Below are 24,596 nucleotides of genomic sequence, written 5' to 3'. Positions count from 1 at the left end.
TTCATGCTTTTAAATTAAGGGCAAATCATGTAATTATTGAACCTGTAACCGGATTTTAACCTTTATATTGATCTATAATCGGGCAGAAAAAATGAAATTTATTGCTGACCTTCATGTTCACTCCAAGTATTCAAGGGCTACGGCCAAAAATCTTGATTTTGAAAATCTTTATTATACGGCACAGATGAAAGGCATTACGGTTGTCGGAACCGGGGATTTTACCTATCCAGCCTGGATTGACGAGATTGAGTCCAAGCTTGAAGAAACCGAGCCGGGAATGTTTTCCCTGAAAAAAGAGATTGCAAGGGATATCGACAAAACCGTTTCTGAAAATTGCCGGAACCCTGTCCGGTTTATTTTGCAGACCGAGATCAGCAATATTTACAAGAAAGACGACCGGGTGAGGAAAAACCATAACCTGGTCTATTTTCCCGATATTGCCAGTGTGAAAAAATTCAATGCCAGGCTGGATGCCATCGGTAACATTAAATCCGACGGCCGTCCCATACTGGGACTGGATGCAGCCGACCTGCTTGCCATCATGCTGGATGTCAATGACAAGGGTTTTTTTGTGCCGGCCCACATCTGGACCCCCTGGTTTTCCATGTTCGGGTCAAAATCGGGATTTGATTCCATTGAAGAGTGTTTTGGTTCTTTAAAAGAGCATATCTTTGCCGTTGAAACAGGCTTGTCTTCCGATCCTCCCATGAACTGGCGGATCAAGGATCTGGACAATGTCCGTCTGCTGTCCAATTCAGATGCCCATTCCCCAGGATATCTGGGACGCAATGCATCCGTGTTTGACACGGAGTTGAGTTTTTTTCATATGCGCCAGGCTCTTGAAAAAAATGATCTTGAACATTACCAGGGTACTTTGGATATGTTTCCCCACCAGGGCAAATACCATTATGACGGCCACAGGAAATGCAATATCTGTCTGAATCCCGCCGCCACCGACCAGATTGACGGCATCTGTCCCGAATGCGGTAAAAAGGTTACCTATGGAGTACTCAACCGGGTCCAGGAACTGTCGCAAAGACCGGAAGGGTATGTGCCGGAAAATCGGCATGGATATCAAAGCATTATTCCTCTTGCTGATATGCTTTCGGAAATTTTTGAGGTGGGTCCTAAAACCAAAAAAGTGGCAACATATTATCAAAAGGCCATTGAAAATCTTGGGCCGGAGCTTGGCATCCTTCTGGATAAATCTTTTGAAGAGATAAAAACCGCCAACATACCCCTGCTGGCAGAGGCCGTACAAAAGATGCGAACAGGGGATGTCAACATTGATCCCGGTTATGACGGCGAATACGGGAAGGTCAACCTTTTTTCCAGGCAGGAAAAAAAACGTTTAAAAGGAGACAACAATCTTTTGTTTAAGCTTCCTGCCAAAAAAGCAAAAAAAAATGCAAAGGCAGTGGTTAAAAAGCCGGGTGCTGAGAAAAATAATGAAAAAAATCAAAACAATAAAGAAAAGCCCCGACAAACAAGACCCGCAAATCATAACCGGGATCTGTTGGCCGGTCTGAATCCTGAACAGCAAAAGGCGGTTGAATCATCTGCAAGGGCCGTGGTTATCCAGGCCGGACCAGGTACGGGCAAAACCAGAACTTTGACTGCAAAAATTGCCTGGCTGATATCCAAAAAAAATATTGATCCTTTGTCCATCCTTGCCCTGACATTTACCAATAAAGCGGCAACACAGCTTGGACAGCGCATGGACAATTATATGACCAAAGCCAAAACACCTGTTCTGGCGGCAACTTTTCATTCTTTTTGCCTTAAGCTTTTAAAAGAGTACAAGGCATTTGATGCTGTTATTGTTGATGATCCAATAAGGCTTTCGCTGGTCAAAGAAGCCATAGAGTCCTTGGAAAGTATTGAAATTACGAAAGAAAACAGTAAAAAGGGTCAGGTAAACAAAACAGATCAATTGATCAGTCTGTGCAAACAAAACTTGCTGGGGCCGGAGGATGATCTTGAAAAATTCATACCCCTTGAAAAATTCGTACACCAGGGTGAATTAGAATCCTTTAAAAAAATTTATCAAGCCTACCAGGTTCTTTGCAAAGAGCATAATGTGGCGGATTTTGAAGATCTGATGGCAATGACAATAAACATGCTCAACTGCGAAGAAAATGTTTTGGCAAGTGTCCGCAAACAGTATCAATATATTTTTATTGATGAATACCAGGATTTGAATTTTGGACAGTATGTGTTTGTCAAATTGATATCACAAGATAATCATATTTTTGTGATTGGTGATCCGGATCAGTCCATATACGGGTTCAGAGGATCGGACAATAAATATTTCAAACTATTTGAAGATGATTTTCCCGGATGTGAAAAAATTTTGCTGACTCAAAATTACAGGTCCACCCAGACTATTCTTGACGCGTCTTTTCAAATGATCAGCAACTCTTTGGACAATGAGGAAAAATTTAAAGTTTTTTCAGATGTGGAAAGTCAAAAAAAACTGATCATCAAAGAGACTGCCACGGAAAGGGCAGAGGCCGTAGCCATTGGCAAGATGATTGAAAATCTTGTGGGGGGAACCTCTTTTTTTTCAATGGACGCGGGCAAGACCGATCAGGACGAAACAAAAGATTATTGTTTTGCAGATTTTGCCGTTCTTTATCGAACACGAAAACAGTGCGAGATTTTTATTGATGTGTTTGAAAAAGAGGGTATTCCTTTTCAGGCAGCCGATAAAAAAAATATGGTTGATATTGAAGGCATCCGGCAATTGATCAGTCTTTGCAGGATCATGTCCCAAAATGAGTGCTTTATAGACGTTGAGATCGTTTTTGATCATTTTGGCGTTAGGCTGGGTAAAAAAGGAAAAGAAATTTTTCATAAAGCGTATAATGACGCCTGCAAAACAAATCAGGATATTCTGGATGAATTTGTGCAAACAGATATCAGCGGGATCAAAGCTGCAACAAGACAAAACATTGTCATGATTGCACAAAAGCTCAAGTGCCTTCAAGAGGAGATTATGCAGTGTGACACTGAAACAGGGTTAAGGCTTTTGTTTGAAAAGGCGGATTTAAAACCGATCATTGAAAGCAATGATAAAACAAACCAAATTTTTGAAAAACTTTTATCCATCGGGATTCTTAACGATGATTTAAGGGGTTTTCTGGATGCGGTTGCCTTGAACCAGGATGAGGATACACTTGAGTTTAATACGCAAAAAGTCTCTTTAATGACTCTGCATGCTGCCAAAGGGCTTGAATTTCCGGTTGTGTTTGTTGCGGGGTGTGAACAAGGGCTTGTCCCTTTTGCAAGGGATGGTAAAAACACAGATGATCTTGAAGAAGAGCGTCGTCTGTTCTATGTCGGCATGACACGGGCCATGGACATTCTTTGTTTGACTTATGCAAAAAAAAGACGCATATTTGGCACCATTAAAAAAAGGCAACGATCTTTTTTTATTGAGGATATTGAAGCAAAACTGACACAGGTGGAAAAAGCGCCTGTTAAATTGTCAGTTAAAAAGAAAGCAAAACAACTGGAATTGTTTTGATTATGGTTTAATTGATGGAATTGAAAAATGCAGGATAAAAATGGAATCTAAAATAGTTGCAAAAGAGATAGTGAAAGAAAAAATAGTCAGGGAAATTGAACTGGAAAACAACCAGACCCTTGTGATATCGGATTGGTCCAGAAAAGTTAGTGAAGATGCTTATGTGGTTATCATGAAGGCGAATATGGATATTAAAATCAAAAAAGATCTGTTTTCTGATGAACCCCTGTCTGAGTTTAAATTTGAAGATATCCTGGCGACTCTGGGTGGCAATGCAATGTATGAATACAGGGTTGAGCGCAACTTTATCATGGATCATGAAAAAGACGATGTGTTTGACGCGCTTGTCAAAACCTTTCTGGACAATCTGGGAAAATATGTGGCAAACTCCAAGTTTCCGGGAAAATTTATCTTAAAAGCATACAAAGACAAAAACAAATAACTGCCATGGGCATATTTGGTATTTTATTTAAGATTTGCCCACAACAAAGATTGAAAGTCTCTGTGTGAATTTTTTAAGACTTTCATATAAATTGGGGAAAATGGTAAAAAAAACAGGCCTTTTTTTATGGATTTGTTTTTATTGCATGGTTTGTGCTGGCAATGCTGCCGGCGATATCTATATGTATATTGACGGCAGCGGTATTATCCATTTTACAAATGTCCCCACATCAACGGATTACAAAGTATACATCAAAGAAAAACCCAAAAAAACAAACCCTCGGGCTTATATTCGCAAATATGATGAGTTTATCAAGAAAGCCCAAAAAAGATATGGCGTTGAGTTTTCATTGATTAAGGCGGTTATTAAAGCAGAATCAGACTTTAACGAAAGGGCTGTTTCAAAAAGAGGTGCCAAAGGCCTCATGCAGATTATGCCGGCCAATTTCAAATCCCTTTTTGTGGAAGACCCTTTTAATCCTTTGCAGAATATCATGGGGGGAACCCTTTATCTTCAGCGGCTGTTGACGCGCTACGAGCATAAACTTCCACTGGTGCTTGCAGCTTATAATGCAGGGCCACAGGCTGTTGATAAGTATCAGCGGATTCCCCCTTACAAAGAAACACAAAATTATGTCAGAAAAGTGATGAAAATTTATAGTCAGTATAAAAATTCCTGAGTGTGCCTAATATTTTTTTTGAATTTCTCGTATGAATTTTATCAGCCTGTCTCTCAGGTCCGGTCTTTCAAGGGCAAATGACAGGTTTGCCATCTGGAATCCTGCTTTATCTCCACAGTCAAAGCGTGTTCCCTTAAATTTATATCCATAGATCGGCTGTTCTTTGAGAAGGGTTTTCATGGCATCGGTAAGCTGGATTTCTCCTCCCGCGCCTTTTTCTTTTTTTTCTAAATATTCAAAAATTTTGGGGGTGAGGATATAGCGGCCTATAATGGCAAGGTTGGAAGGGGCTTGGTCCGGACTTGGTTTTTCCACCATATCGTCGATTCGGAAAATATCTTCTTCCACCTGTTGGGCATCAAGGATGCCGTATTTGTCTGTCTGGTCTTTTTCCACTTCCATGACCGCAGCCATGGATGCCCGTAACCGATCGAATTTTTTTACCATTTCGGAAAGAACGGGTTTGTCGGTCTGGATAAGGTCATCAGCCAGAAGTACTGCAAACGGCTCATCTCCGACAATATCTTTTGCACACAATATGGCATGACCCAGGCCCAAAGGCTGGTGCTGACGGGTATAAATAATGTTGCCTGTTTTGGGAACAAGTTCCTGGATTTGTTTTAAAAGATCGTCTTTGCCTTTTTCCTGTAGTGCGTGTTCTATTTCATAAGACCTGTCAAAATGGTCTTCAAGTGCTTTTTTCCCACGGCCCGTAACAAAAATAATTTGTTCGATGCCGGCTTCAAAGGCTTCTTCAACCGCATACTGGATGATGGGTTTGTCAACAACAGTGAGCATCTCTTTAGCCATGGCTTTGGTTGCGGGGATAAATCTCGTGCCAAGTCCTGCTACCGGAAAAACAGCCTTTTTGATTTTCATGAAAACTCCTTTGGATGATTTCGTGCGTCATGATCAGCGAGTATAACATTTATGATATGGTTTTATTGTTTATTTTGAATTCAATCATATGTCAAATTTATTTTGATTGAATATGTATGATATTCGTATTATTAAGATGAGTTGTAAAGTTTGTAATGGTTTGACATTATTGATTTTTTTTTGTATGGTTCATATCCTTAAGCGATCATGATAATTTTAGAGAAGGAAGTTCTAATGACTGATACAACCCAGAAAACATCTGGAATACCACCGGAACAACTCAGCTTGCAAAGTAAATTTCGGTTTAATTGCCATAAAGGCGTCAAATGTTTTACCGACTGCTGCCGGGGAATTGATATTATGCTGACCCCCTACGATATTTTAACCATGCGCAAAAAACTCGATTTGACGTCCGAGGAATTTCTTGCCGTATTTACGGACCCACAGATTCTTGAAAAGGCTGATCTTCCCGTGGTAACGCTTAAACTTCTGGATGATGAGAGAAAATCGTGTCCTTTTGTGGAAGACAAGGACGGATGTGTCATATATGAAGACCGCCCCACAACCTGCAGATACTATCCGTTGGGAGTCGGGTCTTTAAGTTATTCCGGTGAAAAAGGCGAAAAAGATGAGTTTTTTTTCACGGTGAAAGAAGATCATTGCATGGGGTTTGATGAAAACAAAGAATGGACTGTTGCAGACTGGAGAGCTGATCAGGGCGTTGATCTTCGTGACAAGGTAAATGACGGATGGATGGAACTGATTGTCAGGAAAAAATCATTGCCGCTGAGTATGAAACTTACCGAAGAAAGCAAAAAGATGTTTTTTATGGTTTGCTATAATATCGACAAGTTCAGGAACTTTGTTTTTAACAGCACATTTCTTGAAAGATATGATTTTCCAAAGGAAAAAATTGAAGAAATTAAAAAAGATGATATCTCATTATTGCAGTTTGGATTTGAATGGCTTAAAGCTGGCTTTTTTCAAACAGGACGGGAAAACTTTAAGGTAAAAGAAAAAAATAAACAGTAAGAAATCGGGTTCAAGTGTTTTTCAAACAGGCCATATTGCAATGCAAATGGCCTGTTTGAATTTTATTTAATAAGTATACCAGAGACTTGCGTGGGATTTGGTGTCGTTCAACCGCTCTTCAATGTTTACATTAAAAAATGACGCAACCGGTTCAAAAATTTCCGGGTTATGGGCCTGGACGCTTTTTGCGGCATCCAAAAGGATTTGAAAGCCTTTGAGGGTCATTTTTCCCAAGGGTTTGCGGCAGGGACCTGACGGCATGCCCAATAACTGCATCAAAGTTTTTAATGGAAGAGGATTTCTTGCCCTGCAAGTGACGGGTCCGAACTCGGAATCTTCTTGTGTGGTAACTACCACAAGGTCAAGCAGTGGTTTTAAGGCCTGCTGGATTTTCATGGCTCCGTTTGTATCTGCTTGGTTGAGCTGCAAGATCATCTGAGTCATAAATTTCGGGGCAATGTTGGACATGACTGAAATCCCTCCGCATGCCTTGATTTTCGGATCAGTCATCACGTCATAAACCAGGGCGTCATCCCCTGAGAATATTTTAAAGTCATTGCCGCAAAATTTACGGGTAAGTTGCATGTTTTCAATATTTCCTGTTGCTTCTTTTACGCAGGATACATTTGAAAAATTTTTTGCCAGGATGGCAAGGTCCTGGGGCAGCATCTGCGCACCGGTTCTGCCCGGAATAATATAAGGAATAATATTTACATCCGGGAATTGCTTGGCAATGACCTCATAGTATTCCCTTCTGATTTCAAGGGAGCTGGGTCCATTGTAATAAGGGTCCACCAAAAGGACTGCATCAATCCCTTTTTTTGCAGCATTGCCCACAGCTTCCAGAGCTTCTGCGGTGTTATTGCTTCCTGTTCCGGCAATTGTGAGACATTTGTCTTTTGCATGTTTGGCAACCTGGGCAATTACGTCATCGTGTTCCGTCCATTTGAATGTCGGGCTTTCACCAGTGGTTCCTGTTGCAAGTATTCCTGTGATACCATTTTCAATCTGAAAGTTGATAAGCTGTTCAAGTCCCTTTTGATCAAGTTCTCCTGCTTGATTAAAAGGGGTAATTAATGCTGTATAGCACCCTGGCTTCATATTTTACTCCTGGCATGTAAATAAATTGTTTCTAAATGGATTTTCCTAGATTCAGGTGCTATCACAACTCTTGGCTTGGTTCAAGCCAAAATTAAAATTGGTGATTATTTTAAAGGGGTCTTGACACAAAGTTGTATCAGAAATAGTATATAAGGTTTTAAATGATTGCCACAGGCAGGCTTGACCATTTTATATTACAATCTGGTCATCCTGGGTTTGGCCACAACAAAATTTGAAAGTCGTTGTTTGGATTTTTAAAGGCTTTCATGTAATTTAAGATTTGGACTTTTAATAAAATTAAATCTAAGGATAAGATCAATGACCAATACGGATCAAGGGAAAAATCTGCCGAAAGATGCGGATGAGCATATTGCAAGATTAAGAAGTCAGATTACCCATAATACTGAATGCGGTACAACCCATTATAACCTGGCTGTGGCTCTTTTGGGAAAGCAGGAGTATGTAGAGGCTGAAAAAGTCCTTCATGACGCAATTGACTGTAGTCCAACTCTTGCTGAGGCCTACGTTCTTCTGGGCGGTATCTGTCTTCAAAGAAAAGATCTTGAAGGGTGCTACCGGTATAACCAGCGTGCCACAAAGGCACGGGCCGGGTTTGCGGAAGGCTATGCGAATATGGCATTTGTCCTTCTTCAACTGGTTGATGGAAAAGATTCAAAGGAAGATGAAGAAAAGGTGGATAAAGCCATTAAAAATCTCAAAAAAGCCATTATTCATAACAAGCATTTTGTCCAGGCCTATGCAACCCTGGGGACTGCCTATTTTATGAAAGGGCTTGTACCGGAAGGGATCAAAGCAAATCTTGAAGCCCTTAACGTGCAGCCTGAATTTCCAATTGCCCATAACAATCTTGCCGTGGCCTATCTTGAGACCGGTGAATTTGATAAAGCGATTGTCCATTGTGACAAGGCTGAAGAGCTTGGGTTTGAAGTTGCCCGGGAATTAAAAGATGAGCTTGCGCCACACAGAAAAGCATAATGGAACCTGATTTGTTTTGCTTTTTTTTGTCCGGTGAAAAAAAAGAGGTCTTGCCAGGTTCTGAGTTGTGGGAACTTCCATTGTCAGGAAAAAATACCGGTTTTTCAAGCGACACTCCTTCTGAAAGAAAACTGCAAGATGCTGTTATAACTATTGGTGACTATTTTTTAGCCTCCTGTCGTTTTTTATCGGAAAATAATTTTTCAATATTAAAAGCAGGCCTTGAGGTTGTTTGTAAAAGGTCTGTTTTGACTGGGCAAATTGACAGGATCGTTGTGTTTCTTGAAAAGCACGGTGCTTTTTATCATCCGTTGAAAATTCAGGTTGTAGTTCATGGTTTTCCTGAATGTTGTTTTGTTCTGAACGGTGCAGTGTCAAAATCGGGTCTGTCATTGTTGGAAAATGAGTATAAAATCATATCCCGCCTGAACAAGACTCATTATGTACAACGCCATCTTCCTATGGTGTTTGGCGTTGATGTTATAACCACTGATAAAGGCAGGATTGGATTTTTTTTAGGAGAGTGGTTTGACGGCTATAAAGAGTTTCATGCCACACAAGACCATGGCATAAGACAAGTCGTGATATGGGAATCCGACGGCAAGTGCCATTATATTTCTGAAGTAGCAGCTTTTCCTATTTATCAGGAAATCTCCCGGATACTGACTTGTTACTATGATATTGAAACCTTTGATCAGATTTTTCCCTGGCATCATGCTGCCGGGGATTTTATTGTCAGGCAGGAGGCTGGTAAGGTTCATGTCCGCTTGATTTCAGTGCGAGGATATTCGCCTTTAACGGAATTTGGTGCGGATGAAAAAGATAAGCAAGAGCATATTTTGCCGTCTCTGCTGCTTTTTTTTCTGAATTTGCTTTTAAGGATGCGCCTTGACCGATTGAATGGCACGGGTCAAACCGTTATGCTTGGAAAGAACATGATAAAGCCGGTTGTGGAAGGCTTTTTGCATGCATTAGACGAGAAATCAGCTGTTTGTGGCTTTGGAAATTTAAGATTGATTTTTATAGCATTTTTCCAGCAATTCAGCCTTGAACAGGTTATGGGCATTATGGAAAATATTTTAGAATCTTATCAATCCAATTCAGAAGAAATTGCATTGATAAAAGAAAATTTTGAATCCCATTGTCGGACCTTGCATGTAATTTTTAGTGGGTTTTAAAAAAACCTTTTTTATTGACATGTTGAAATAGAAATTTTATATCTGCAATGTTATTTTGCTTAAGGTGATTTCAAGAAAAAGACGTTGATTTTTTAAGTCTTTGGAATAACAACATATCAGACTATTGAATGAAAAGTTTGGATAAATTTTTCATTATTGATTGAATGTAAATTAACTATTAATGGAGGTAAGTAAATGGCTAAGCATGAAACTCCTTTCCTGGATCAGTTAGAATCCGGCCCATGGCCTAGCTTTGTCTCTGACCTGAAACAGCAGGCTGAAGTCAGAGCAAAAAATGAAAAAGGCGTGGAATTCCAGATTCCCCAGGATTGTGTAGACGATCTTCTTGGGATTGTGGAACTTTCTTACAAGCATGGACGAACCCATTGGAAACATGGTGGTATCGTAGGTGTTTTTGGTTATGGCGGTGGCGTTATCGGTAGATATTGTGATCAGCCTCAGGCATTTCCAGGTGTTGAGCATTTTCATACAATGCGTGTAAACCAGCCTGCAGGTAAGTATTATACAACTGATTATCTTAGAAAATTGACCGACCTTTGGGACTTCAGGGGTTCCGGTGTTACCAATATGCATGGCGCAACCGGTGATATCATTCTTCTGGGAACAACTACTCCTCAGTTAGAAGAAGTTTTCTGGACACTGACACATGATTACAATCAGGATCTTGGCGGATCAGGTTCCAACCTGAGAACACCTGCTGACTGTCTTGGCCAGTCCAGATGTGAATATGCATGCTATGATACAAATGCACTGGTTCACTTTTTGACTAACGAATATCAAGATGAGCTTCATCGTCCTGCTTTCCCGTACAAGTTTAAATTCAAACTTGATGGCTGCCCCAACTGCTGCGTAGCATCTATTGCCCGTTCCGACATGTCTTTTATCGGAACCTGGAAAGATGATATCCGGATTGATCAGGATGCAGTCAACAAATATGTTGAAAATGACGCTGCATATCCTGCCAACGCCGGTGCCCATAAAGGCGGAGACTGGGGTCCTTTTGACATTGAAAAAGAAGTTATTGCGCTTTGCCCCACCGGATGCATGAAGTTTGAAAATAAAAAATTAGCCATTGACAATGCCAATTGTACTCGCTGCATGCATTGTATCAATGTAATGCCAAAAGCTCTTAAAATCGGTAAAGAAACAGGATGTTCCATCCTTTGCGGTGCAAAAGCTCCTATTCTTGATGGTGCTCAGATGGGTTCTCTGCTGGTTCCGTTTATTGAAGTTAATCCTGACAATGATTATGAAGCAATTACAGAAGTCATTGAAAATATTTGGGATTGGTGGATGGAAGAAGGTAAAAACCGTGAAAGACTTGGTGAGCTGATCATGCGTCAGGGATTCCAGAAACTTCTTGAAGTAACTGGTATCGAAGCAATGCCTCAGCATGTACAATATCCGAGAACCAACCCGTATATCTTCTGGAAAGAGGATGAGGTTACCGGCGGCTGGGAACGTGATGTTGAAGAATACAGAAAACACCATCAAAGATAAAAAGGGAGAATTATAATGGCATTTATTTCTACGGGTTATGATCCCAAAAAACCGATGGAAAACAGAATCACTGACATCGGCCCCAGAGACTATAATGAGTTTTATCCTCCAGTGATCGCAAAAAATAAAGGCAAATGGTCTCATCATGAAATCCTTGAGCCGGGCGTCCTCGTTCATGTTGCTGATTCCGGAGATGAAGTATATACAGTAAGAGTTGGTGGTGCGCGTTTGATGAGTACCACCCATATCAATGAGATCTGTGAAATTGCTGACAAACATTGTGACGGGCACCTTCGTTTCACTACCCGTAATAATGTTGAATTCATGGTTGACTCAAAAGATAAACTTGAACCCTTGAAAAATGATCTGGCATCCAGAAAATTTGATGGTGGTTCCTTTAAGTTTCCCATCGGCGGAACAGGTGCCGGTATCACAAATATCGTTCATACCCAGGGCTGGATTCACTGCCATACACCTGCAACAGATGCTTCCGGTACTGTAAAAGCATCAATGGACGCATTGTTTGCTGACTTCCAGGACATGAGACTTCCTGCACATCTTAGAGTTTCCATGGCTTGCTGCCTGAATATGTGCGGCGCAGTTCATTGTTCTGATATCGCTATCCTCGGATATCACAGAAAACCGCCAATGCTGGATCATGAATATCTTGATAAAGTTTGTGAAATTCCTTTGGCTGTTTCTGCTTGTCCTACCGCAGCAATCAAACCTTCAAAACAGACTCTTGCTGACGGCACGGAAGTAAAATCTGTTTCTGTTAAAAATGAAAGATGCATGTATTGTGGTAACTGCTACACCATGTGTCCTTCCATGCCTCTGGCTGATACAGAAGGTGATGGTATTGTTCTTATGGCAGGTGGTAAAGTTTCCAACAGGATTTCCGATCCTAAATTTTCTAAAGTTGTTGTTGGCTTTTTGCCCAATGAAATGCCAAGATGGCCTTCCATGACAGCTGCTATCACCAGAATGGTTGAAGCCTATGCCAAAGGTGCCAATAAATACGAGCGTCTGGGTGACTGGGCTGAGAGAATCGGATGGGAAAAATTCTTTGAAGCATGTGAACTTGAGTTCACACATCACCTGATTGATGATTTCCGTCAGCAGGCATACATGAGCTGGCGTCAGTCAACTCAGTTCAAATTCTAAGAATAGTTTTGAACGATAGTTGCTTATAAAGTCGTATAGGCCGGAGTGTATTTGCACTCCGGCTGAACCATTTCATTTCAAAGGAGTATGAAAATGAGTGAACTTCTTGACAATACCGAAGCTGCAACCAAAGCTGTTGTGGACTGGCTGACAAAAAAAGCTAAAACTAAATCAAAATTTTATATTAAAGATTTTTATAAGATTTTCCCGGATGATAAACCCAGGGCGATTAAAAAAGTTGTTAATAAAATGGTGGAAACAGGCGAACTCGAATTCTGGTCTTCAGGAAGTACAACCATGTATGGCCTTAAAGGCGGTGGTATTCAGCATTCTTCAGAAGGCGAAAGTTAGAGGTTAAAAGCTTTTAGATTTCATGCAAAAGGTCGGTAAAAAAGTTCCGGGTATTGTTATTGCCGGCCTTCGGGGCGGATCAGGAAAAACCATTATTTCTTTAGGGATTGCCGGAGCATGGAAAGAAAAAGGCTATAAGGTCTCCCCATTTAAAAAGGGACCTGACTATATTGACGCCGGCTGGCTTTCAACAGCAGCCGGTCGTCCCTGTTACAACCTGGATACGTTTCTTTGTACCCCGTCAATTGTTCAACACTCCTATTATGAAAATTCAGCTAATTGTGATGTCGCTGTTATTGAAGGCAACCGCGGCCTTTATGACGGTATTGATATTGATGGTTCCACATCGACTTCAGAGCTTGCAAAGCTTTTAAATCTGCCTGTTTTACTGGTTTTAGACTGTACCAAGAGTACTCGTACAATGGCGGCTTTGCTCATGGGGTGCATGAAGTTTGATCCTGAAATTAACATTTGCGGTGTGATTCTCAATCGGGTGGCCGGCAAACGCCATGAAGGAAAAGTCAGAGCAAACATAGAACGATTTTGCAAGGTTCCCGTGTTTGGTGCAGTTCCAAAATTGAAAGCCGAAGATTTTCCTGAACGCCACATGGGACTGGTTCCTTCCCAGGAACATGGCTTTTCAAATCAGGCAATTCAGGCCGCCGTTAAAGTTGCCAAAGCCAATATTGATTTGGATGGACTCTATCAGGCCGTAACCTTTGGATATAAAAGCAATGATCCAAAAGTGAAACCCAAAGCTCACCTTTCAGAAGAAAAGCAAATTGATTCAGCTCCAGTCACCATAGGTATTATAAGAGATTCTGCCTTTCAATTTTATTATCCCGATAACATTGATGCTTTAATAAAGCAAGGTGCTGATATCGTTTTTATCAGCCCGTTAAATGAAACCGTTATACCGAAGGTCCATGCCATTTATATGGGAGGTGGTTTTCCTGAAACCCATGCGCCGCAGCTTGCTCAAAATATTGCCTTTAGGGAGAATTTGAAACAATTGTCTCAAAAGGGACTTCCCATTTACGCTGAATGCGGGGGGCTTATCTTCCTGGGCCAAAGCATCCGGCTAAGTGACCGTGAATATCCCATGTCCGGTATTCTTCCAATTAAATTCGGCCTTTCCATAAGGCCCCAGGGGCATGGCTATACTCAAGTCAGCGTTGTGAATAAAAATCCGTTTTTCAAAACCGGTGAAATTTTAAAAGGGCATGAATTCAGATATTCCAGTATTCTGGATATTGATTATAAGGATACTGAAATGGCCTTTAAGATGGAACGGGGTAAAGGCATCCTTGACAAAAAAGACGGTTTTTTTAAACACAACACCTTTGGAACCTATACCCATATTCATGCCCTTGGCAGCCCTTCCTGGGCACCTGCTTTGATCAAAAAAGCCGGAGAATTTAAAGCAGCGTTTGTCCGGTAAATCATCAGATAAATATTACAATTTTTTATGTGAAATTTTTTTTCAGACTAAACTTTCGAGTTTTATGCTTAGTTGTGGCAAGCCTGGGTTAAAGAACAAGTCTTTCCATGGCAAGAGTATTCCATAAAAAAAGAGGCTTTCCATATTCTGAAAAACCTCTTTTAAAGCGTAAAAAAACGGTGTTATGAAAAACGGCTATTTTTTCTTTAAAGACACATGGCATTTTGCACATGAAGCAGGAGCAGGTCCCTTCATTCCTTTAGGATCTCCGGCTTTTTTGTTCACGTCTTTATGGCAGACGATACAATTGCCGTGCATGGCATTTTCAAGTACCATAATGTCTTTTTTGTTCTTTTTGTCTTTGGCCATTTTTGTGTGGCATTCCGCACATCTTTGAACATTATCCCCTATTTTAAGGTCCAGAGGTTTGTTGTCCTTGTCATGGTGACAGTCACCGCATGAAATTTTATAATCCTCATTGTGCTTTTTGTGGCTGAATTCAATGAATTTTGATTTAGGCGGTTGTTTTTTGCGTTTTTTGTATTGGTTGTAGTCCATTTTTATCGTGTCCGGAACATCTGTCCCGGCATACAGACCCGTGGTAATAAACATTACAGCCATACCTGCAACCAAGAGCATCGTCAGCAGCTTTTTGTTCATCATTTTTTTTACTCCTTTAATAATTTATTTTGCCTTTTTACCGATGATAATTCCATATCACCGATGGTTTCCTTAAATTTTTTTATTCAGCGTTTTACACCCAAGCATGTTGAAAAGTCAACCTTAAATACTTTTTCAGACTACGTATGATCATCCTGGTTTACCGTGTCTGATTGTGACAGATTATCCTGGTTTTCAGGTTCTTCTTCGTCAATTTCAGAGGTATTTTTTTTGCCGAATATTCTGGCACCAATAATGCTGATCTCATAAAGAAGCATCAACGGAAGGGCCATCATCACCTGGGTGACCACATCCGGTGGTGTGATAATTGCGGCACCCACAAAAAACAGCAACAGGGCATACTTTCTGTTCTTTTTTAAAAACGGGACTGTTACCAGACCCATCCTGGCCAAAAATGTTAAAACTAACGGCAATTCAAACACAAATCCAAATGCCAGAAGCATCTTTGAAGCAAAAGAAAGATATTCTTTCATGGATGGCATGGCATGGATATTTTCAGTGGCAAATCCTAAAAAGAATTTAAATCCATAAGGAAAAACAACGAAATAGCCAAAAGAGGAGCCAATGGCAAAGAAGAAAACTGAGAGAATGACGATGGGTAAGAAGTATTTTTTTTCGTTTCTGTAAAGCCCCGGAGATACAAACATCCAGAATTCATAAAAAAGTACCGGAGTCGCAACAACAATCCCGGTTAGTAAGGACACTTTAAGATAAGTAAAAAATGCTTCAGGAAGCCCTGTAAAAATCATCCTGGTGTTTTCATTTTCGCCCATGGCATTGACCAGGGGGGCTATCAGTATCTCAAATAATTTTTCCTTGAAAAAATACGCCGCTACAAATCCAATGCCCACGGCAATAAAGGAACGAACCAGTCTATCTCTTAATTCGCCCAAATGTTCGGTAAACGGGCTTTTTTCTTCTGTACTCATATGTTAATCGTTTTTATTGTTTTCAGATGTGTTATTGTTTTTGTCCGGTTCTTTATCAGTTGTTTCTTTATCTTTTGGGATTTCATATGTAGCTGTATCAGAACTTTTTGTTTCCGCATTCTGCGAACCTTTATCCTCTTTAACTGCTGATGTCTGCTCTTTTGGATAGGTGTCTTTAAGAGTTTCTTTGAGGTCTGTTTTAGAGATATTGATGTCAGTCATGTCTTTGACAGTGGTTTCCACATCAATGCTGCGTTTAAAGTCCTGGGCGGATCGTTTGAATTCTCCCATGGCACGGCCAAGCGTTTTGGCAAGGTCCGGCAGCTTTTTGGGTCCTATGACAATGAGGGCTATGGCCAGAATCAATAAAATTTCAGGCATTCCAAGACCAAACATTTTTTATTTTAACTCCTTTAATGAAAATTGCCGGTTAATAAGCTTCTATTTTTACACTGAATGATGACTGGGTGTCAAGGTAAGGATCAATAACCGGGGAAAGGAGGTTGCCTTATTTGCCCTGCTTGTTGTATTGCCTGCCACTGTCATGCTTTCTGTAAGGTCTGTGTTTGCCTTTAAAGGGTTTTTTCTTTTTAACCGCTGATTTTGAATGATATTTTTTCTTTGGTTTGGGAAGTGGTTTGTCCAGCGCCTCGGATGGATACTCACAGACTATTTTATTTCCCAGAACCTCTTCTATTTTTGGTATGAAAAATGAACTCATTTCATCGGCAAAACTGATGGATATCCCTTTTGCTCCGGCCCTTCCGGTTCTTCCGATCCTATGAATATAGTGTTCCGGCTCATGGGGAAGATCATAGTTAATAACATGGCTGATATTTTCAATATGCAATCCACGTGCAGCCACATCTGTGGCAACTAAAATATTAATTCTGCCGTTTTTAAAATTTTCAAGAACTTTAAATCGTTTGTCCTGGGAGATGTCCCCTGAAAGTACACTGCATTTTTGGCCGTACCGGTCAAGTTTTTCCGACACAATTCTTGCGGTATCTTTACGGTTTACAAACAAGATAACCCGTTTTAACTGCTCGTTGTTGATCAGGTTATAGACATGCTTGAATTTGTCGGTTTCCGTGCTGATATAAACAATCTGCTGGATACTGTCGGCTGCCGCCTGATCAGGATCTATTTCAATTTGAACCTTGTTTTCAGTGGTCCAGCTTTGGGCAAGTCTCAATACATCCGGTGTTAAGGTTGCAGAAAAGAACAGGGTCTGCCGCTTATTTTTGTGGGGTGTTTTTAAAATAATTCTGCGGACATCCGGAATAAATCCCATGTCCAGCATTCGATCAGCTTCATCAATTACGATAATTTCAACCTTGGAAGGGTTGATAAGGCCTTTGCTCATGAAATCAATGAGACGGCCGGGAGTAGCAACAATTATATCAACCGGTTTTTCTTTGAGCTGCGTTTGCTGTTTTTGATATCCGGTTCCACCAAAAATTGATACGATTTTTAAATTGGTATATCGGGCAAGATCCTTGAAATCTTTTTCAATCTGATAAACCAGCTCTCTTGTGGGTGCAAGGATCAAAGCCCTTGGGCTTCCTTTTTTATTTTTAAAGGGCTTTTTGATGAATGCAGCTAAAATAGTGATGATGAAACTGGCACTTTTTCCTGTTCCTGTCTGGGCCTTGGCTGTGGCATCCTTTCCTTCCAGGGTATGGGGCATCAGCTTTGCCTGAATCGGCGTACAATATTCGAACTTTAAATCTGCAATAGCATGCATGACACTCAATGGTAGAGCAAAATCATGAAATCGTGTTTCCCCTTCCCGGGGTTCAACTGAAAAATTATTGATGGACCATTTTTTTTTGGGAGGTTTAGGCAAACGTTTGTTGTGTGATTCTGTTTCAGGCAAAGGTTTTGTTTCTGCTTTAGGCCTGGGAGGTAGTGGAACAGAAGGTGATTTGATTTGGGGCTTTTTGCTAAAAAGCGTTTTTAAAAATAGAAAAAATTGTTTCAATCGTTACTTTCTTTGTATGAGTTAAAATATTAATTGTCTGTCTGATACCAATGGTTTTTAACAGACAGTCAGTTGTTTGTGAAGTTAAAATTATTAAAAAGCAAATTTATTCTCAGGTTTATCCTCCGGCAACAAGGGGTAGCAGTTGAATTTTTGAGTTGTCCTCGATCATTGTCTCAGCAAATTTAGGGCTTGAAATAAGCTTGCCGTTCAGGCGAACCACAGCACAAAAATCAACATTATCAAGTGTTTCCAAAAGGACTGCAATGGTCATGTTCTCAATCCATTGCAGCTTTTCTCCATCAACCTCGATCATTTTGTTACACTGTTTTTTTTTAAAATTTCCATAACTTCAGGAAAATCAATTCCAAGACGTTTAACGGTTTCCACGGTCGGAATTCCGTTTTTGTTCCACCCGCGTCTTTCGTAAACCGCATCTTTAAGCTGTTCGTATTGTTCTTCTCTTTTCTGTCTTAAAACGGCTGTTTTTTCTTTAGAGTCCATATTACTGATCGTGATGTTATATTTGTCCTTTAGCTGTTGATCATAAAGTTCCTGGCGCGATTCATATTCTTCCACAGTTACAGGACCGATTGCCCTGTAGGGCAATGTATCATGTTCCCGTGTGCCAAAGCCCATTTTCAGGTTGAAAATTCTTTGAAAATTGTAAACTGCCTCGCTCATTAAAATCAGATCGTCGGGTTTCGTTTTCCTGCCGGTAACAGCAGAAAAAAAATCCGCATACCAGCCCACATGTTTGACCACCTTGGCAGGTTCGGATGTGGTTTTATTGTCTTCTGGAACAATATCATTCCAGGGCAGTTTGCAAAGGCCGCAAAGACCGAACCAGGTTCTGAACATGGGGAACCAGTGAAGGGCTTCGGCCTTGTTTTCAAATGTTGGCATGAAATTGTGAACCATATCAAGAAAGATTAGCCAGGCTTCATCATGCTGGGGGCCTTTCAGAGCAAGCCCGTATCCTCCCTGCTGGGCAAGGGATTCCTTGGTGATATATTCGGAAAATTCAAGCCCCTTGGATTCCATTCCAATGTCCTTCATAAAATCGGCATTTGCACCAAAATCTGTTGCAAAGATCTTTTTCATTTGTCTGACACCTTTGCCGACAATAGCACCGAATCCCTCACCCCTTGCCATCTGATGGATAATCTCCAATGCATTGAACCGGCTGCCAAAGCTCAAGTCCATCCCGCCGGTATGATCGGCAGTAATTAAATTGTTTTCAAAGCATTCCATGACAAACCCGATAGATGTTCCCACTGAAATGGTATCCAGACCATAAGCATCACAATAAAAATTTATTTCAACAATGGTATGGGCATCAAAAATACCCAGGTTGGAACCGCAGCCGGCAATGGTTTCATACTCAGGTCCGTCTACAAATACTTTTTTTCCCTTATAGGGACCTGTAATTGGTGAAAAGTTTTTTACCCCGTGGGAACAGGCAACGGCACAGCCTTTCCAGCAACCGTCAAAACCCTTGTCAAAGAGATGTTCAAAAATCTCTTCTCCTATGGCATGGCTTTGCGGATGTGAACCAAACTTGAAATTATGTACCGGCAGACAGTCGTGATCATTCATAATAGGAACAAGATGCGTAGTGCCGACCAGGGCCATCCTGTTTTGTTTGGGATCAAGGTCATGAATCTCTTTTGCATGGGTTTTGGTGACTGCTTTCAGGCCTTCAAAATCTGCAGGGTTGTTGGTTTTCATCGATATGGCACCACATCGGGCCACAATGGCTTTGATTTTTTTATCGGCAAAAACGGTTCCGATACCGCCTCTACCTGCTTGTTTGTATCTGACTCTTTTGCGCCCGGCATCCCACCAGGAAAAATTCAGGCATCCAAATAAGGAGTGTCTTGCACCAGGTCCTGTTGTTACAACAGAAACATTAACCGGTTTTTCCTTATCAAAATACCGGGTTAAAACATCTGAAAGCTCATAAGCATCTGTTGGAAGATTTTTTGCTTCAAATAGCTTGATTGTATTCTCAATTCCGTCAATGACAATTATTGTATCCTCTTTTGCTTTACCGTTAATTTGCAATACATCAAAACCGGAAAATTTTTTATAAGGTCCAAAATAGCCTCCCACATTTGAATCAATGGGGGCACCGGTTAAAGGAGAAATGGAAGTCACGATACTTTTCCCGCCACCTGGATATCCAGGTGTTCCACCAAGGGGACCCGAAGAAATACAAATGGTATTTTCCGGGTCATTCCATTTTGTGTCACCAAGCACAGCATTCCACATCAGCCAGAGATCATACCCTTTTCCTCCAATAAATTTATTTTTTATTTTTTCTTCAATAGGGGTAATGATGATATCTTTTGCATCAAGGTTAATTCGAAGGGATCTGTCTGCATAACCTTTATTAATAGTTGCTTTTTTATAAGAGATGGCTTTGATTTCTTTGAGATGAATTTGATCCATTTAATTTCTCCTTAAACTTAAATGTTTTTTTTAAACGAATTTATGATTTAAGCTTACGAAACCTTTTTGTATCTTCGATTGTACTGTAAAATAAGATATAGCACATTTTAAGACTTAAATATATAAACTTGGATATATCGGGGTTGAATGTTTAATGCTTAAACTATTGTTATTTTATTGATTTTTAGATCCTGTACTTCAGGGTTCAATATTTAATCCGGGCTAAACAGTCAAAAAAACTTGACTTTTGATATAGTTCATAGTTAATCAGAACACTGAAAGTTCAAGGGATTTTTATATGAAAGTCTTTAAAAATTCAAATAGAGACTTTTAATTCTTGTTGTTGAAAATTTTGAATAAAATACCGGATCTGCCAGTGGCAGTGATTGAGAAAAGGGAACATAAATGATTATATTAGCCAATTTTTTTGAAGCTATCGCTATTGTTCTGGATTATGCTTTGACGTTTTATATGTGGATTGTTGTAGCCGGTGCTGTCCTGTCATGGGTGAGTCCCGATCCTTACAATCCCATTGTAAGGTTTATCAATACGGCAACCGAGCCGGTTTTTCATCAAATCAGAAAAAGACTTCCTGTGAATTTCGGAGGCCTTGATATATCGCCTATTGTAGTTATTTTAGTTATTATTTTTCTTCAGGCATTTGTTGTTAAAAGCCTTCACGGACTGGCACGCACAATATCATAATAAAAGCGAGGGGTGCTTATGGGCATAACACCATTGGTTGTAAAACAAAAAGAATTTACGACAAGATTCAGAGGATTTGATGTTCAGGAAGTGGATTGTTTTCTCGAAGAGGTGTCAAGAGAACTTAATCATCTTAACCAGGGCATTCAAGATATTCATGAGGAAAATCACCGGCTTAAACTGGAGAATCAAGGCTATAGAAAAAGAGAAAATTCTATGAGAAACGCCATGATTCAGGCCCAGAAAGTTCTGGATCAGATGAAGGACAATGCCAAAAAAACTTCACAGGTGATCATTGCCAATGCTGAAGTTGAAGCGGAAAAAATGTTGAACAGAGCGCATAATAGGCTTTCACAACTTCACGGTGATATTATTGAGTTGAAACGTCAACGTATTCAGCTCGAAATGCAAATCAGCGCCGTTCTGGAATCCCATTCAAAATTGCTTGAAATGACAAAGGAAGAAAATAAAGCAACTGATGAAACTGATTCTACCTTGAAGTTTATCCAGCGGGCATAAATTTTCAATTAACGATTAACAAAGAGGGCATGTGAAATGGCTGAAATTGATGCTTTTTTTAAGCTGATGCATGAGCAGGGTGCTTCCGATCTCCATCTGGCCTCGGGCCAGCAACCGGCATTAAGACTTCATGGCGATATTGAACGTATAAAATATGATACATTGACCAGTGATAAACTAAGGGGCCTTTTATATGAAATAACCTCCCAGGAGAAGATCAAGGTTTTTGAAGAAACCGGGGATGTGGATTTTGGCTATGAAATCCCTGGGCTTGCCAGGTACAGGGCAAACTATTTTATGCAAAAAAGCGGTATTTCAGCAGTTTTCCGCGAGATTCCGTCTGAAATACTGACTGCAGAACAGTTGGGGCTTCCGCCGGTTATTTCAAAACTGGCTGATCTTCCAAGGGGTCTTGTCCTGGTTACGGGTCCAACCGGTTCTGGTAAATCTACCACCCTGGCCGCTATTATTGATCAGGCTAATAGAAACAGAAAAGATCATATTATTACTGTTGAAGATCCTATTGAGTTTGTACACAGAAGCCAGAGCTGCATTGTGAACCACAGGGAAGTGGGAATGCATACCCAGACATTTTCATCAGCCTTGCGAGGGGCCCTTCGTGAAGACCCGGATATTATTCTCGTAGGGGAATTAAGGGATCTTGAGACCATCTCACTTGCCATTGAAGCGGCTTCCACAGGCCATCTGGTGTTTGGAACTCTTCATACTTCCAGTGCAGCTAAAACCGTTGACAGGATTATCGAAGTGTTCCCATCCACAGAACAGGCCCAGATACGCTCTACTTTGTCTGACGGTCTTCGAGCTATTGTGGCCCAGACATTATTTAAGAGAATTGATAAAAAAGGCAGGTGCGCGGCTTTGGAAATTTTAGTGGCAACACCTGCCGTGCGAAATCTTATTCGTGAAGCCAAAACTCACCAGGTTCCATCCATGATTCAGACCGGCAAGCAATACGGGATGCAATTGCTGGATGATGCCATCATGCAATTGTATAAAAAAGGATGGATCAGCCCTGATGAGGCATATGGAAAGGCTAATAATAAATCTTTGTTCAGGTCTTTTTTGAAGAACCCGCCGTCTGATTTTACTGAAGCTTAAGTTCTCTTATGGATGAAATGAAATTAAATTGATTGATTCATAATGGATGAAGCAAATGGATGAAACCAATGGATGAAACCAAGAGAAAAATAGCATGAAAAAACAGCAGATCGACCATATACTTTCCAAAATGCTGGATTCCCATGACAATGTTTCAGACTTGAATTTTACCCCGGGCAAACCCCTTCAGGTTGAAAGTTCCGGGGAATTGGTTCCAGTAAACATAGATCCTGAGTTTAAACTGCTGACTCCTTTTCAAACTGAAATATTTGCACTGAATTTGATTAATAATAATCGGAAACTTGCTGAGACCCTTATAAGGGAGGGATCATGTGACCTTTCCTACCAGCTGGGAAATAAAGCCAGGTTCAGGGTGAATATTTTTTCAAGATCCAGCAAATATTCCATTGTCTTGAGAAAGCTTGAAACAAAAATCCCTACAATTGAAGAATTGAACCTGCCCAGGGCATTTTATACCATGGCCGAAGAAAAAAACGGGATTGTTTTTGTTACCGGTGCCACAGGTTCCGGAAAGTCAACATCCCTTGCCGCGCTGCTGGATAAAATCAATGAAACAAAATCGGTACATGTTATAACCCTTGAAGACCCCATTGAATATCAGCATTCCCAGAAAAAATCCACTTTTAACCAAAGAGAACTGGGCGCTGATTTTGATACTTTTGCAAACGGGTTGAGGGCTGCTTTACGCCAGGCTCCCAAAGTGATCCTGGTAGGTGAAATGCGGGACAGGGAAACCGTTGAAATCGGTCTTTCCGCAGCTGAAACAGGACACCTTGTTCTGTCCACATTGCACACCGTGGATGCCGGTCAAACCATTAATCGTGTTCTGGGCATGTTTTCCACTGAAGAAGAAAAACAGATCAGGATACGCCTTGCTGATACAATTCGTTGGGTTGTGGCCCAGAGATTATTGCCGAAAAACGGTGGCGGCAGGGTGGCGGCCTTTGAAATCATGGGGTCTAATTTAAGGGTGAAAGATACCATTTTGAATGGTGAATCCGAGGGAAAGACTTTCAATGATATTATTAATGCAGGCAAAGCTCAGGATATGGTGTCGTTTGATGAATATATTGTTTCCTTGTATGAAGAGGGAAACATCAGTGAAGAAATCGCATATTCCTATGCATCAAGGAAGGATATTGTAGGAAGAGCCCTTGATTCGATAAAAAATGCACGCGGTGAGACTACAACAAAGATTGATTCATTGGAAATTGATCATGGATATCAAGGATAATTAAACCATGAACGTCACCTGTCATAATTGCAAAACAAAACTCAATATTCCGGATCACAAAATTCCCAAAGATAAAGACTTAACCCTTGCATGTCCCAAATGTAAAGAAAAGATCCGGATTCCTGTGGTAAAACAGCAAAAATCTGCGCAACTTTCTCTTGAAGACCGATTGAATGCACTTGTTTGCATAGATGATAATGACTTGAAAAAAAAGGTTGTCTCGATTATCGGGCAGATGGGATTGGCAGCAGAAATCGCATTAGATACCAAAGCGGCATTAAATAAAATGGAATACCACATCTATCACCTTGTGATCATTGATGAGAGTTTTGATCAGCAAAAAGGGATATCCGGTATGATGGACAGGATGAATTCCATTGATATGTCGTTAAGACGCAGGATATGCCTGGTTTTAATCAGTGATAAATTCAATACAAATGATAATATGGCCGCCCTTAACACCAGTGTTAACAGTATCATTCACAGGGATGACATCATTCACCTGGAAACATTTTTATCAGGGGTTCTGGCAGATCATAAAAATTTTTATATGGTCTATAACGACTCCTTGAAACTGGCTGGAAAAGCTTAAAAACCCGGTCGAAAGAGTTTTAAAATCCTGAAAAATTTTAAAATA

At 40.5% G+C, this 24,596-nt stretch carries 23 protein-coding genes; 15 read left to right on the top strand and 8 right to left on the bottom strand.

Going from position 1 to position 24,596, the window contains the following annotated elements; all coding sequences use genetic code 11:
* Positions 1-91 precede the first annotated feature (91 nt).
* The 3 genes from BLT94_RS04015 (at position 92) to BLT94_RS04005 (ending at position 4,650) form a co-directional block, all read left to right on the top strand.
* Positions 92-3,529, top strand: coding sequence for a UvrD-helicase domain-containing protein (locus BLT94_RS04015; protein ID WP_092230674.1), 3,438 nt, complete (start codon positions 92-94; stop codon positions 3,527-3,529).
* A 40-nt stretch (positions 3,530-3,569) separates the two neighbouring features.
* Positions 3,570-3,971 carry a hypothetical protein gene (locus BLT94_RS04010; protein ID WP_245742938.1) on the top strand — a complete coding sequence of 134 codons (402 nt, stop codon included), beginning with the start codon at positions 3,570-3,572 and terminating at the stop codon, positions 3,969-3,971.
* A 100-nt stretch (positions 3,972-4,071) separates the two neighbouring features.
* The gene (locus BLT94_RS04005) at positions 4,072-4,650 is read left to right on the top strand and encodes a lytic transglycosylase domain-containing protein (protein WP_245742937.1); all 579 of its coding nucleotides are present in this window, start codon (positions 4,072-4,074) and stop codon (positions 4,648-4,650) included.
* 6 nt (positions 4,651-4,656) lie between these two features.
* Here BLT94_RS04005 and galU read toward each other — a convergent pair whose 3' ends face one another.
* The gene (gene galU / locus BLT94_RS04000) at positions 4,657-5,529 is read right to left on the bottom strand and encodes a UTP--glucose-1-phosphate uridylyltransferase GalU (protein WP_014956076.1); all 873 of its coding nucleotides are present in this window, start codon (positions 5,527-5,529) and stop codon (positions 4,657-4,659) included.
* Positions 5,530-5,763: 234 nt separating this feature from the next.
* On the opposite strand from galU, the gene BLT94_RS03995 reads away from it, so the two are divergent.
* The gene (locus BLT94_RS03995) at positions 5,764-6,561 is read left to right on the top strand and encodes a YkgJ family cysteine cluster protein (protein ID WP_014956077.1); all 798 of its coding nucleotides are present in this window, start codon (positions 5,764-5,766) and stop codon (positions 6,559-6,561) included.
* Positions 6,562-6,627: 66 nt separating this feature from the next.
* On the opposite strand, the gene dapA is transcribed toward BLT94_RS03995, so the two are convergent.
* Complete coding sequence (gene dapA, locus BLT94_RS03990) at positions 6,628-7,662, bottom strand: 4-hydroxy-tetrahydrodipicolinate synthase (protein WP_014956078.1); 1,035 nt, start codon at positions 7,660-7,662, stop codon at positions 6,628-6,630.
* 318 nt (positions 7,663-7,980) lie between these two features.
* On the opposite strand from dapA, the gene BLT94_RS03985 reads away from it, so the two are divergent.
* From BLT94_RS03985 to BLT94_RS03960, 6 genes are all read left to right on the top strand, one after another.
* Entirely contained in the window at positions 7,981-8,658 is a 678-nt protein-coding gene (locus tag BLT94_RS03985; protein ID WP_014956079.1) for a tetratricopeptide repeat protein, read from the top strand.
* Positions 8,658-9,836 (top strand): hypothetical protein, encoded by a 1,179-nt coding sequence (locus BLT94_RS03980; RefSeq protein WP_092230671.1) that lies wholly within the window; start codon positions 8,658-8,660, stop codon positions 9,834-9,836. Before BLT94_RS03985 ends, BLT94_RS03980 begins: the two co-directional genes overlap by 1 nt.
* Before the next feature lie 195 nt (positions 9,837-10,031).
* Entirely contained in the window at positions 10,032-11,357 is a 1,326-nt protein-coding gene (gene dsrA / locus BLT94_RS03975; RefSeq protein WP_014956081.1) for a dissimilatory-type sulfite reductase subunit alpha, read from the top strand.
* A 15-nt stretch (positions 11,358-11,372) separates the two neighbouring features.
* The gene (dsrB, locus tag BLT94_RS03970; RefSeq protein WP_014956082.1) at positions 11,373-12,521 is read left to right on the top strand and encodes a dissimilatory-type sulfite reductase subunit beta; all 1,149 of its coding nucleotides are present in this window, start codon (positions 11,373-11,375) and stop codon (positions 12,519-12,521) included.
* A gap of 93 nt (positions 12,522-12,614) precedes the next feature.
* The gene (locus BLT94_RS03965; RefSeq protein ID WP_014956083.1) at positions 12,615-12,872 is read left to right on the top strand and encodes a dissimilatory sulfite reductase D family protein; all 258 of its coding nucleotides are present in this window, start codon (positions 12,615-12,617) and stop codon (positions 12,870-12,872) included.
* Between the two features lie 22 nt (positions 12,873-12,894).
* Complete coding sequence (locus BLT94_RS03960; protein ID WP_092230668.1) at positions 12,895-14,313, top strand: cobyrinate a,c-diamide synthase; 1,419 nt, start codon at positions 12,895-12,897, stop codon at positions 14,311-14,313.
* A gap of 195 nt (positions 14,314-14,508) precedes the next feature.
* Here BLT94_RS03960 and BLT94_RS03955 read toward each other — a convergent pair whose 3' ends face one another.
* The 6 genes from BLT94_RS03955 to BLT94_RS03930 form a co-directional block, all read right to left on the bottom strand.
* Positions 14,509-14,976 carry a cytochrome c3 family protein gene (locus BLT94_RS03955; RefSeq protein ID WP_092230665.1) on the bottom strand — a complete coding sequence of 156 codons (468 nt, stop codon included), beginning with the start codon at positions 14,974-14,976 and terminating at the stop codon, positions 14,509-14,511.
* Between the two features lie 137 nt (positions 14,977-15,113).
* On the bottom strand, positions 15,114-15,923 hold the full coding sequence (gene tatC, locus BLT94_RS03950) for a twin-arginine translocase subunit TatC (RefSeq protein ID WP_092230662.1): 810 nt from the start codon (positions 15,921-15,923) through the stop codon (positions 15,114-15,116).
* A gap of 3 nt (positions 15,924-15,926) precedes the next feature.
* Complete coding sequence (locus BLT94_RS03945; protein WP_092230659.1) at positions 15,927-16,319, bottom strand: twin-arginine translocase TatA/TatE family subunit; 393 nt, start codon at positions 16,317-16,319, stop codon at positions 15,927-15,929.
* 112 nt (positions 16,320-16,431) lie between these two features.
* Positions 16,432-17,802 (bottom strand): DEAD/DEAH box helicase, encoded by a 1,371-nt coding sequence (locus tag BLT94_RS03940; protein ID WP_245742936.1) that lies wholly within the window; start codon positions 17,800-17,802, stop codon positions 16,432-16,434.
* A gap of 223 nt (positions 17,803-18,025) precedes the next feature.
* Positions 18,026-18,223: a sulfur carrier protein ThiS gene (thiS, locus tag BLT94_RS03935; protein WP_092230652.1), complete on the bottom strand. Its 198-nt coding sequence runs from the start codon at positions 18,221-18,223 to the stop codon at positions 18,026-18,028.
* The gene (locus tag BLT94_RS03930) at positions 18,220-20,361 is read right to left on the bottom strand and encodes an aldehyde ferredoxin oxidoreductase family protein (protein WP_092230651.1); all 2,142 of its coding nucleotides are present in this window, start codon (positions 20,359-20,361) and stop codon (positions 18,220-18,222) included. The genes thiS and BLT94_RS03930 overlap by 4 nt, the downstream gene beginning before the upstream one ends.
* Before the next feature lie 405 nt (positions 20,362-20,766).
* Here BLT94_RS03930 and BLT94_RS03925 point away from each other — a divergent pair, with 405 nt between their 5' ends.
* The 5 genes from BLT94_RS03925 (at position 20,767) to BLT94_RS03905 (ending at position 24,551) form a co-directional block, all read left to right on the top strand.
* Positions 20,767-21,066 (top strand): YggT family protein, encoded by a 300-nt coding sequence (locus BLT94_RS03925; RefSeq protein WP_092230648.1) that lies wholly within the window; start codon positions 20,767-20,769, stop codon positions 21,064-21,066.
* Between the two features lie 18 nt (positions 21,067-21,084).
* Positions 21,085-21,585 (top strand): DivIVA domain-containing protein, encoded by a 501-nt coding sequence (locus BLT94_RS03920; protein ID WP_092230646.1) that lies wholly within the window; start codon positions 21,085-21,087, stop codon positions 21,583-21,585.
* A 36-nt stretch (positions 21,586-21,621) separates the two neighbouring features.
* Positions 21,622-22,704 (top strand): type IV pilus twitching motility protein PilT, encoded by a 1,083-nt coding sequence (locus BLT94_RS03915; RefSeq protein WP_092230640.1) that lies wholly within the window; start codon positions 21,622-21,624, stop codon positions 22,702-22,704.
* Positions 22,705-22,798: 94 nt separating this feature from the next.
* Positions 22,799-23,959 carry a type IV pilus twitching motility protein PilT gene (locus tag BLT94_RS03910; protein ID WP_092230638.1) on the top strand — a complete coding sequence of 387 codons (1,161 nt, stop codon included), beginning with the start codon at positions 22,799-22,801 and terminating at the stop codon, positions 23,957-23,959.
* A gap of 7 nt (positions 23,960-23,966) precedes the next feature.
* Positions 23,967-24,551 carry a zinc-ribbon domain-containing protein gene (locus BLT94_RS03905; protein ID WP_092230635.1) on the top strand — a complete coding sequence of 195 codons (585 nt, stop codon included), beginning with the start codon at positions 23,967-23,969 and terminating at the stop codon, positions 24,549-24,551.
* Positions 24,552-24,596: the final 45 nt, after the last annotated feature.

This window comes from Desulfobacula phenolica, from assembly GCF_900105645.1.
GTDB classification, from domain to species: Bacteria; Desulfobacterota; Desulfobacteria; order Desulfobacterales; family Desulfobacteraceae; genus Desulfobacula; species Desulfobacula toluolica.
This window is presented reverse-complemented; position numbering and strand designations above follow the sequence as displayed.

Coding starts and splice junctions, on each gene's coding strand:
- BLT94_RS04015 (WP_092230674.1), top strand. CDS start 92: ATGAAATTTATTGCTGACCTTCATGTTCACTCCAAGTATTCAAGGGCT.
- BLT94_RS04010 (WP_245742938.1), top strand. CDS start 3,570: ATGGAATCTAAAATAGTTGCAAAAGAGATAGTGAAAGAAAAAATAGTC.
- BLT94_RS04005 (WP_245742937.1), top strand. CDS start 4,072: ATGGTAAAAAAAACAGGCCTTTTTTTATGGATTTGTTTTTATTGCATG.
- galU (WP_014956076.1), bottom strand. CDS start 5,529: ATGAAAATCAAAAAGGCTGTTTTTCCGGTAGCAGGACTTGGCACGAGA.
- BLT94_RS03995 (WP_014956077.1), top strand. CDS start 5,764: ATGACTGATACAACCCAGAAAACATCTGGAATACCACCGGAACAACTC.
- dapA (WP_014956078.1), bottom strand. CDS start 7,662: ATGAAGCCAGGGTGCTATACAGCATTAATTACCCCTTTTAATCAAGCA.
- BLT94_RS03985 (WP_014956079.1), top strand. CDS start 7,981: ATGACCAATACGGATCAAGGGAAAAATCTGCCGAAAGATGCGGATGAG.
- BLT94_RS03980 (WP_092230671.1), top strand. CDS start 8,658: ATGGAACCTGATTTGTTTTGCTTTTTTTTGTCCGGTGAAAAAAAAGAG.
- dsrA (WP_014956081.1), top strand. CDS start 10,032: ATGGCTAAGCATGAAACTCCTTTCCTGGATCAGTTAGAATCCGGCCCA.
- dsrB (WP_014956082.1), top strand. CDS start 11,373: ATGGCATTTATTTCTACGGGTTATGATCCCAAAAAACCGATGGAAAAC.
- BLT94_RS03965 (WP_014956083.1), top strand. CDS start 12,615: ATGAGTGAACTTCTTGACAATACCGAAGCTGCAACCAAAGCTGTTGTG.
- BLT94_RS03960 (WP_092230668.1), top strand. CDS start 12,895: ATGCAAAAGGTCGGTAAAAAAGTTCCGGGTATTGTTATTGCCGGCCTT.
- BLT94_RS03955 (WP_092230665.1), bottom strand. CDS start 14,976: ATGATGAACAAAAAGCTGCTGACGATGCTCTTGGTTGCAGGTATGGCT.
- tatC (WP_092230662.1), bottom strand. CDS start 15,923: ATGAGTACAGAAGAAAAAAGCCCGTTTACCGAACATTTGGGCGAATTA.
- BLT94_RS03945 (WP_092230659.1), bottom strand. CDS start 16,319: ATGTTTGGTCTTGGAATGCCTGAAATTTTATTGATTCTGGCCATAGCC.
- thiS (WP_092230652.1), bottom strand. CDS start 18,223: ATGATCGAGGTTGATGGAGAAAAGCTGCAATGGATTGAGAACATGACC.
- BLT94_RS03930 (WP_092230651.1), bottom strand. CDS start 20,361: ATGGATCAAATTCATCTCAAAGAAATCAAAGCCATCTCTTATAAAAAA.
- BLT94_RS03925 (WP_092230648.1), top strand. CDS start 20,767: ATGATTATATTAGCCAATTTTTTTGAAGCTATCGCTATTGTTCTGGAT.
- BLT94_RS03920 (WP_092230646.1), top strand. CDS start 21,085: ATGGGCATAACACCATTGGTTGTAAAACAAAAAGAATTTACGACAAGA.
- BLT94_RS03915 (WP_092230640.1), top strand. CDS start 21,622: ATGGCTGAAATTGATGCTTTTTTTAAGCTGATGCATGAGCAGGGTGCT.
- BLT94_RS03910 (WP_092230638.1), top strand. CDS start 22,799: ATGAAAAAACAGCAGATCGACCATATACTTTCCAAAATGCTGGATTCC.
- BLT94_RS03905 (WP_092230635.1), top strand. CDS start 23,967: ATGAACGTCACCTGTCATAATTGCAAAACAAAACTCAATATTCCGGAT.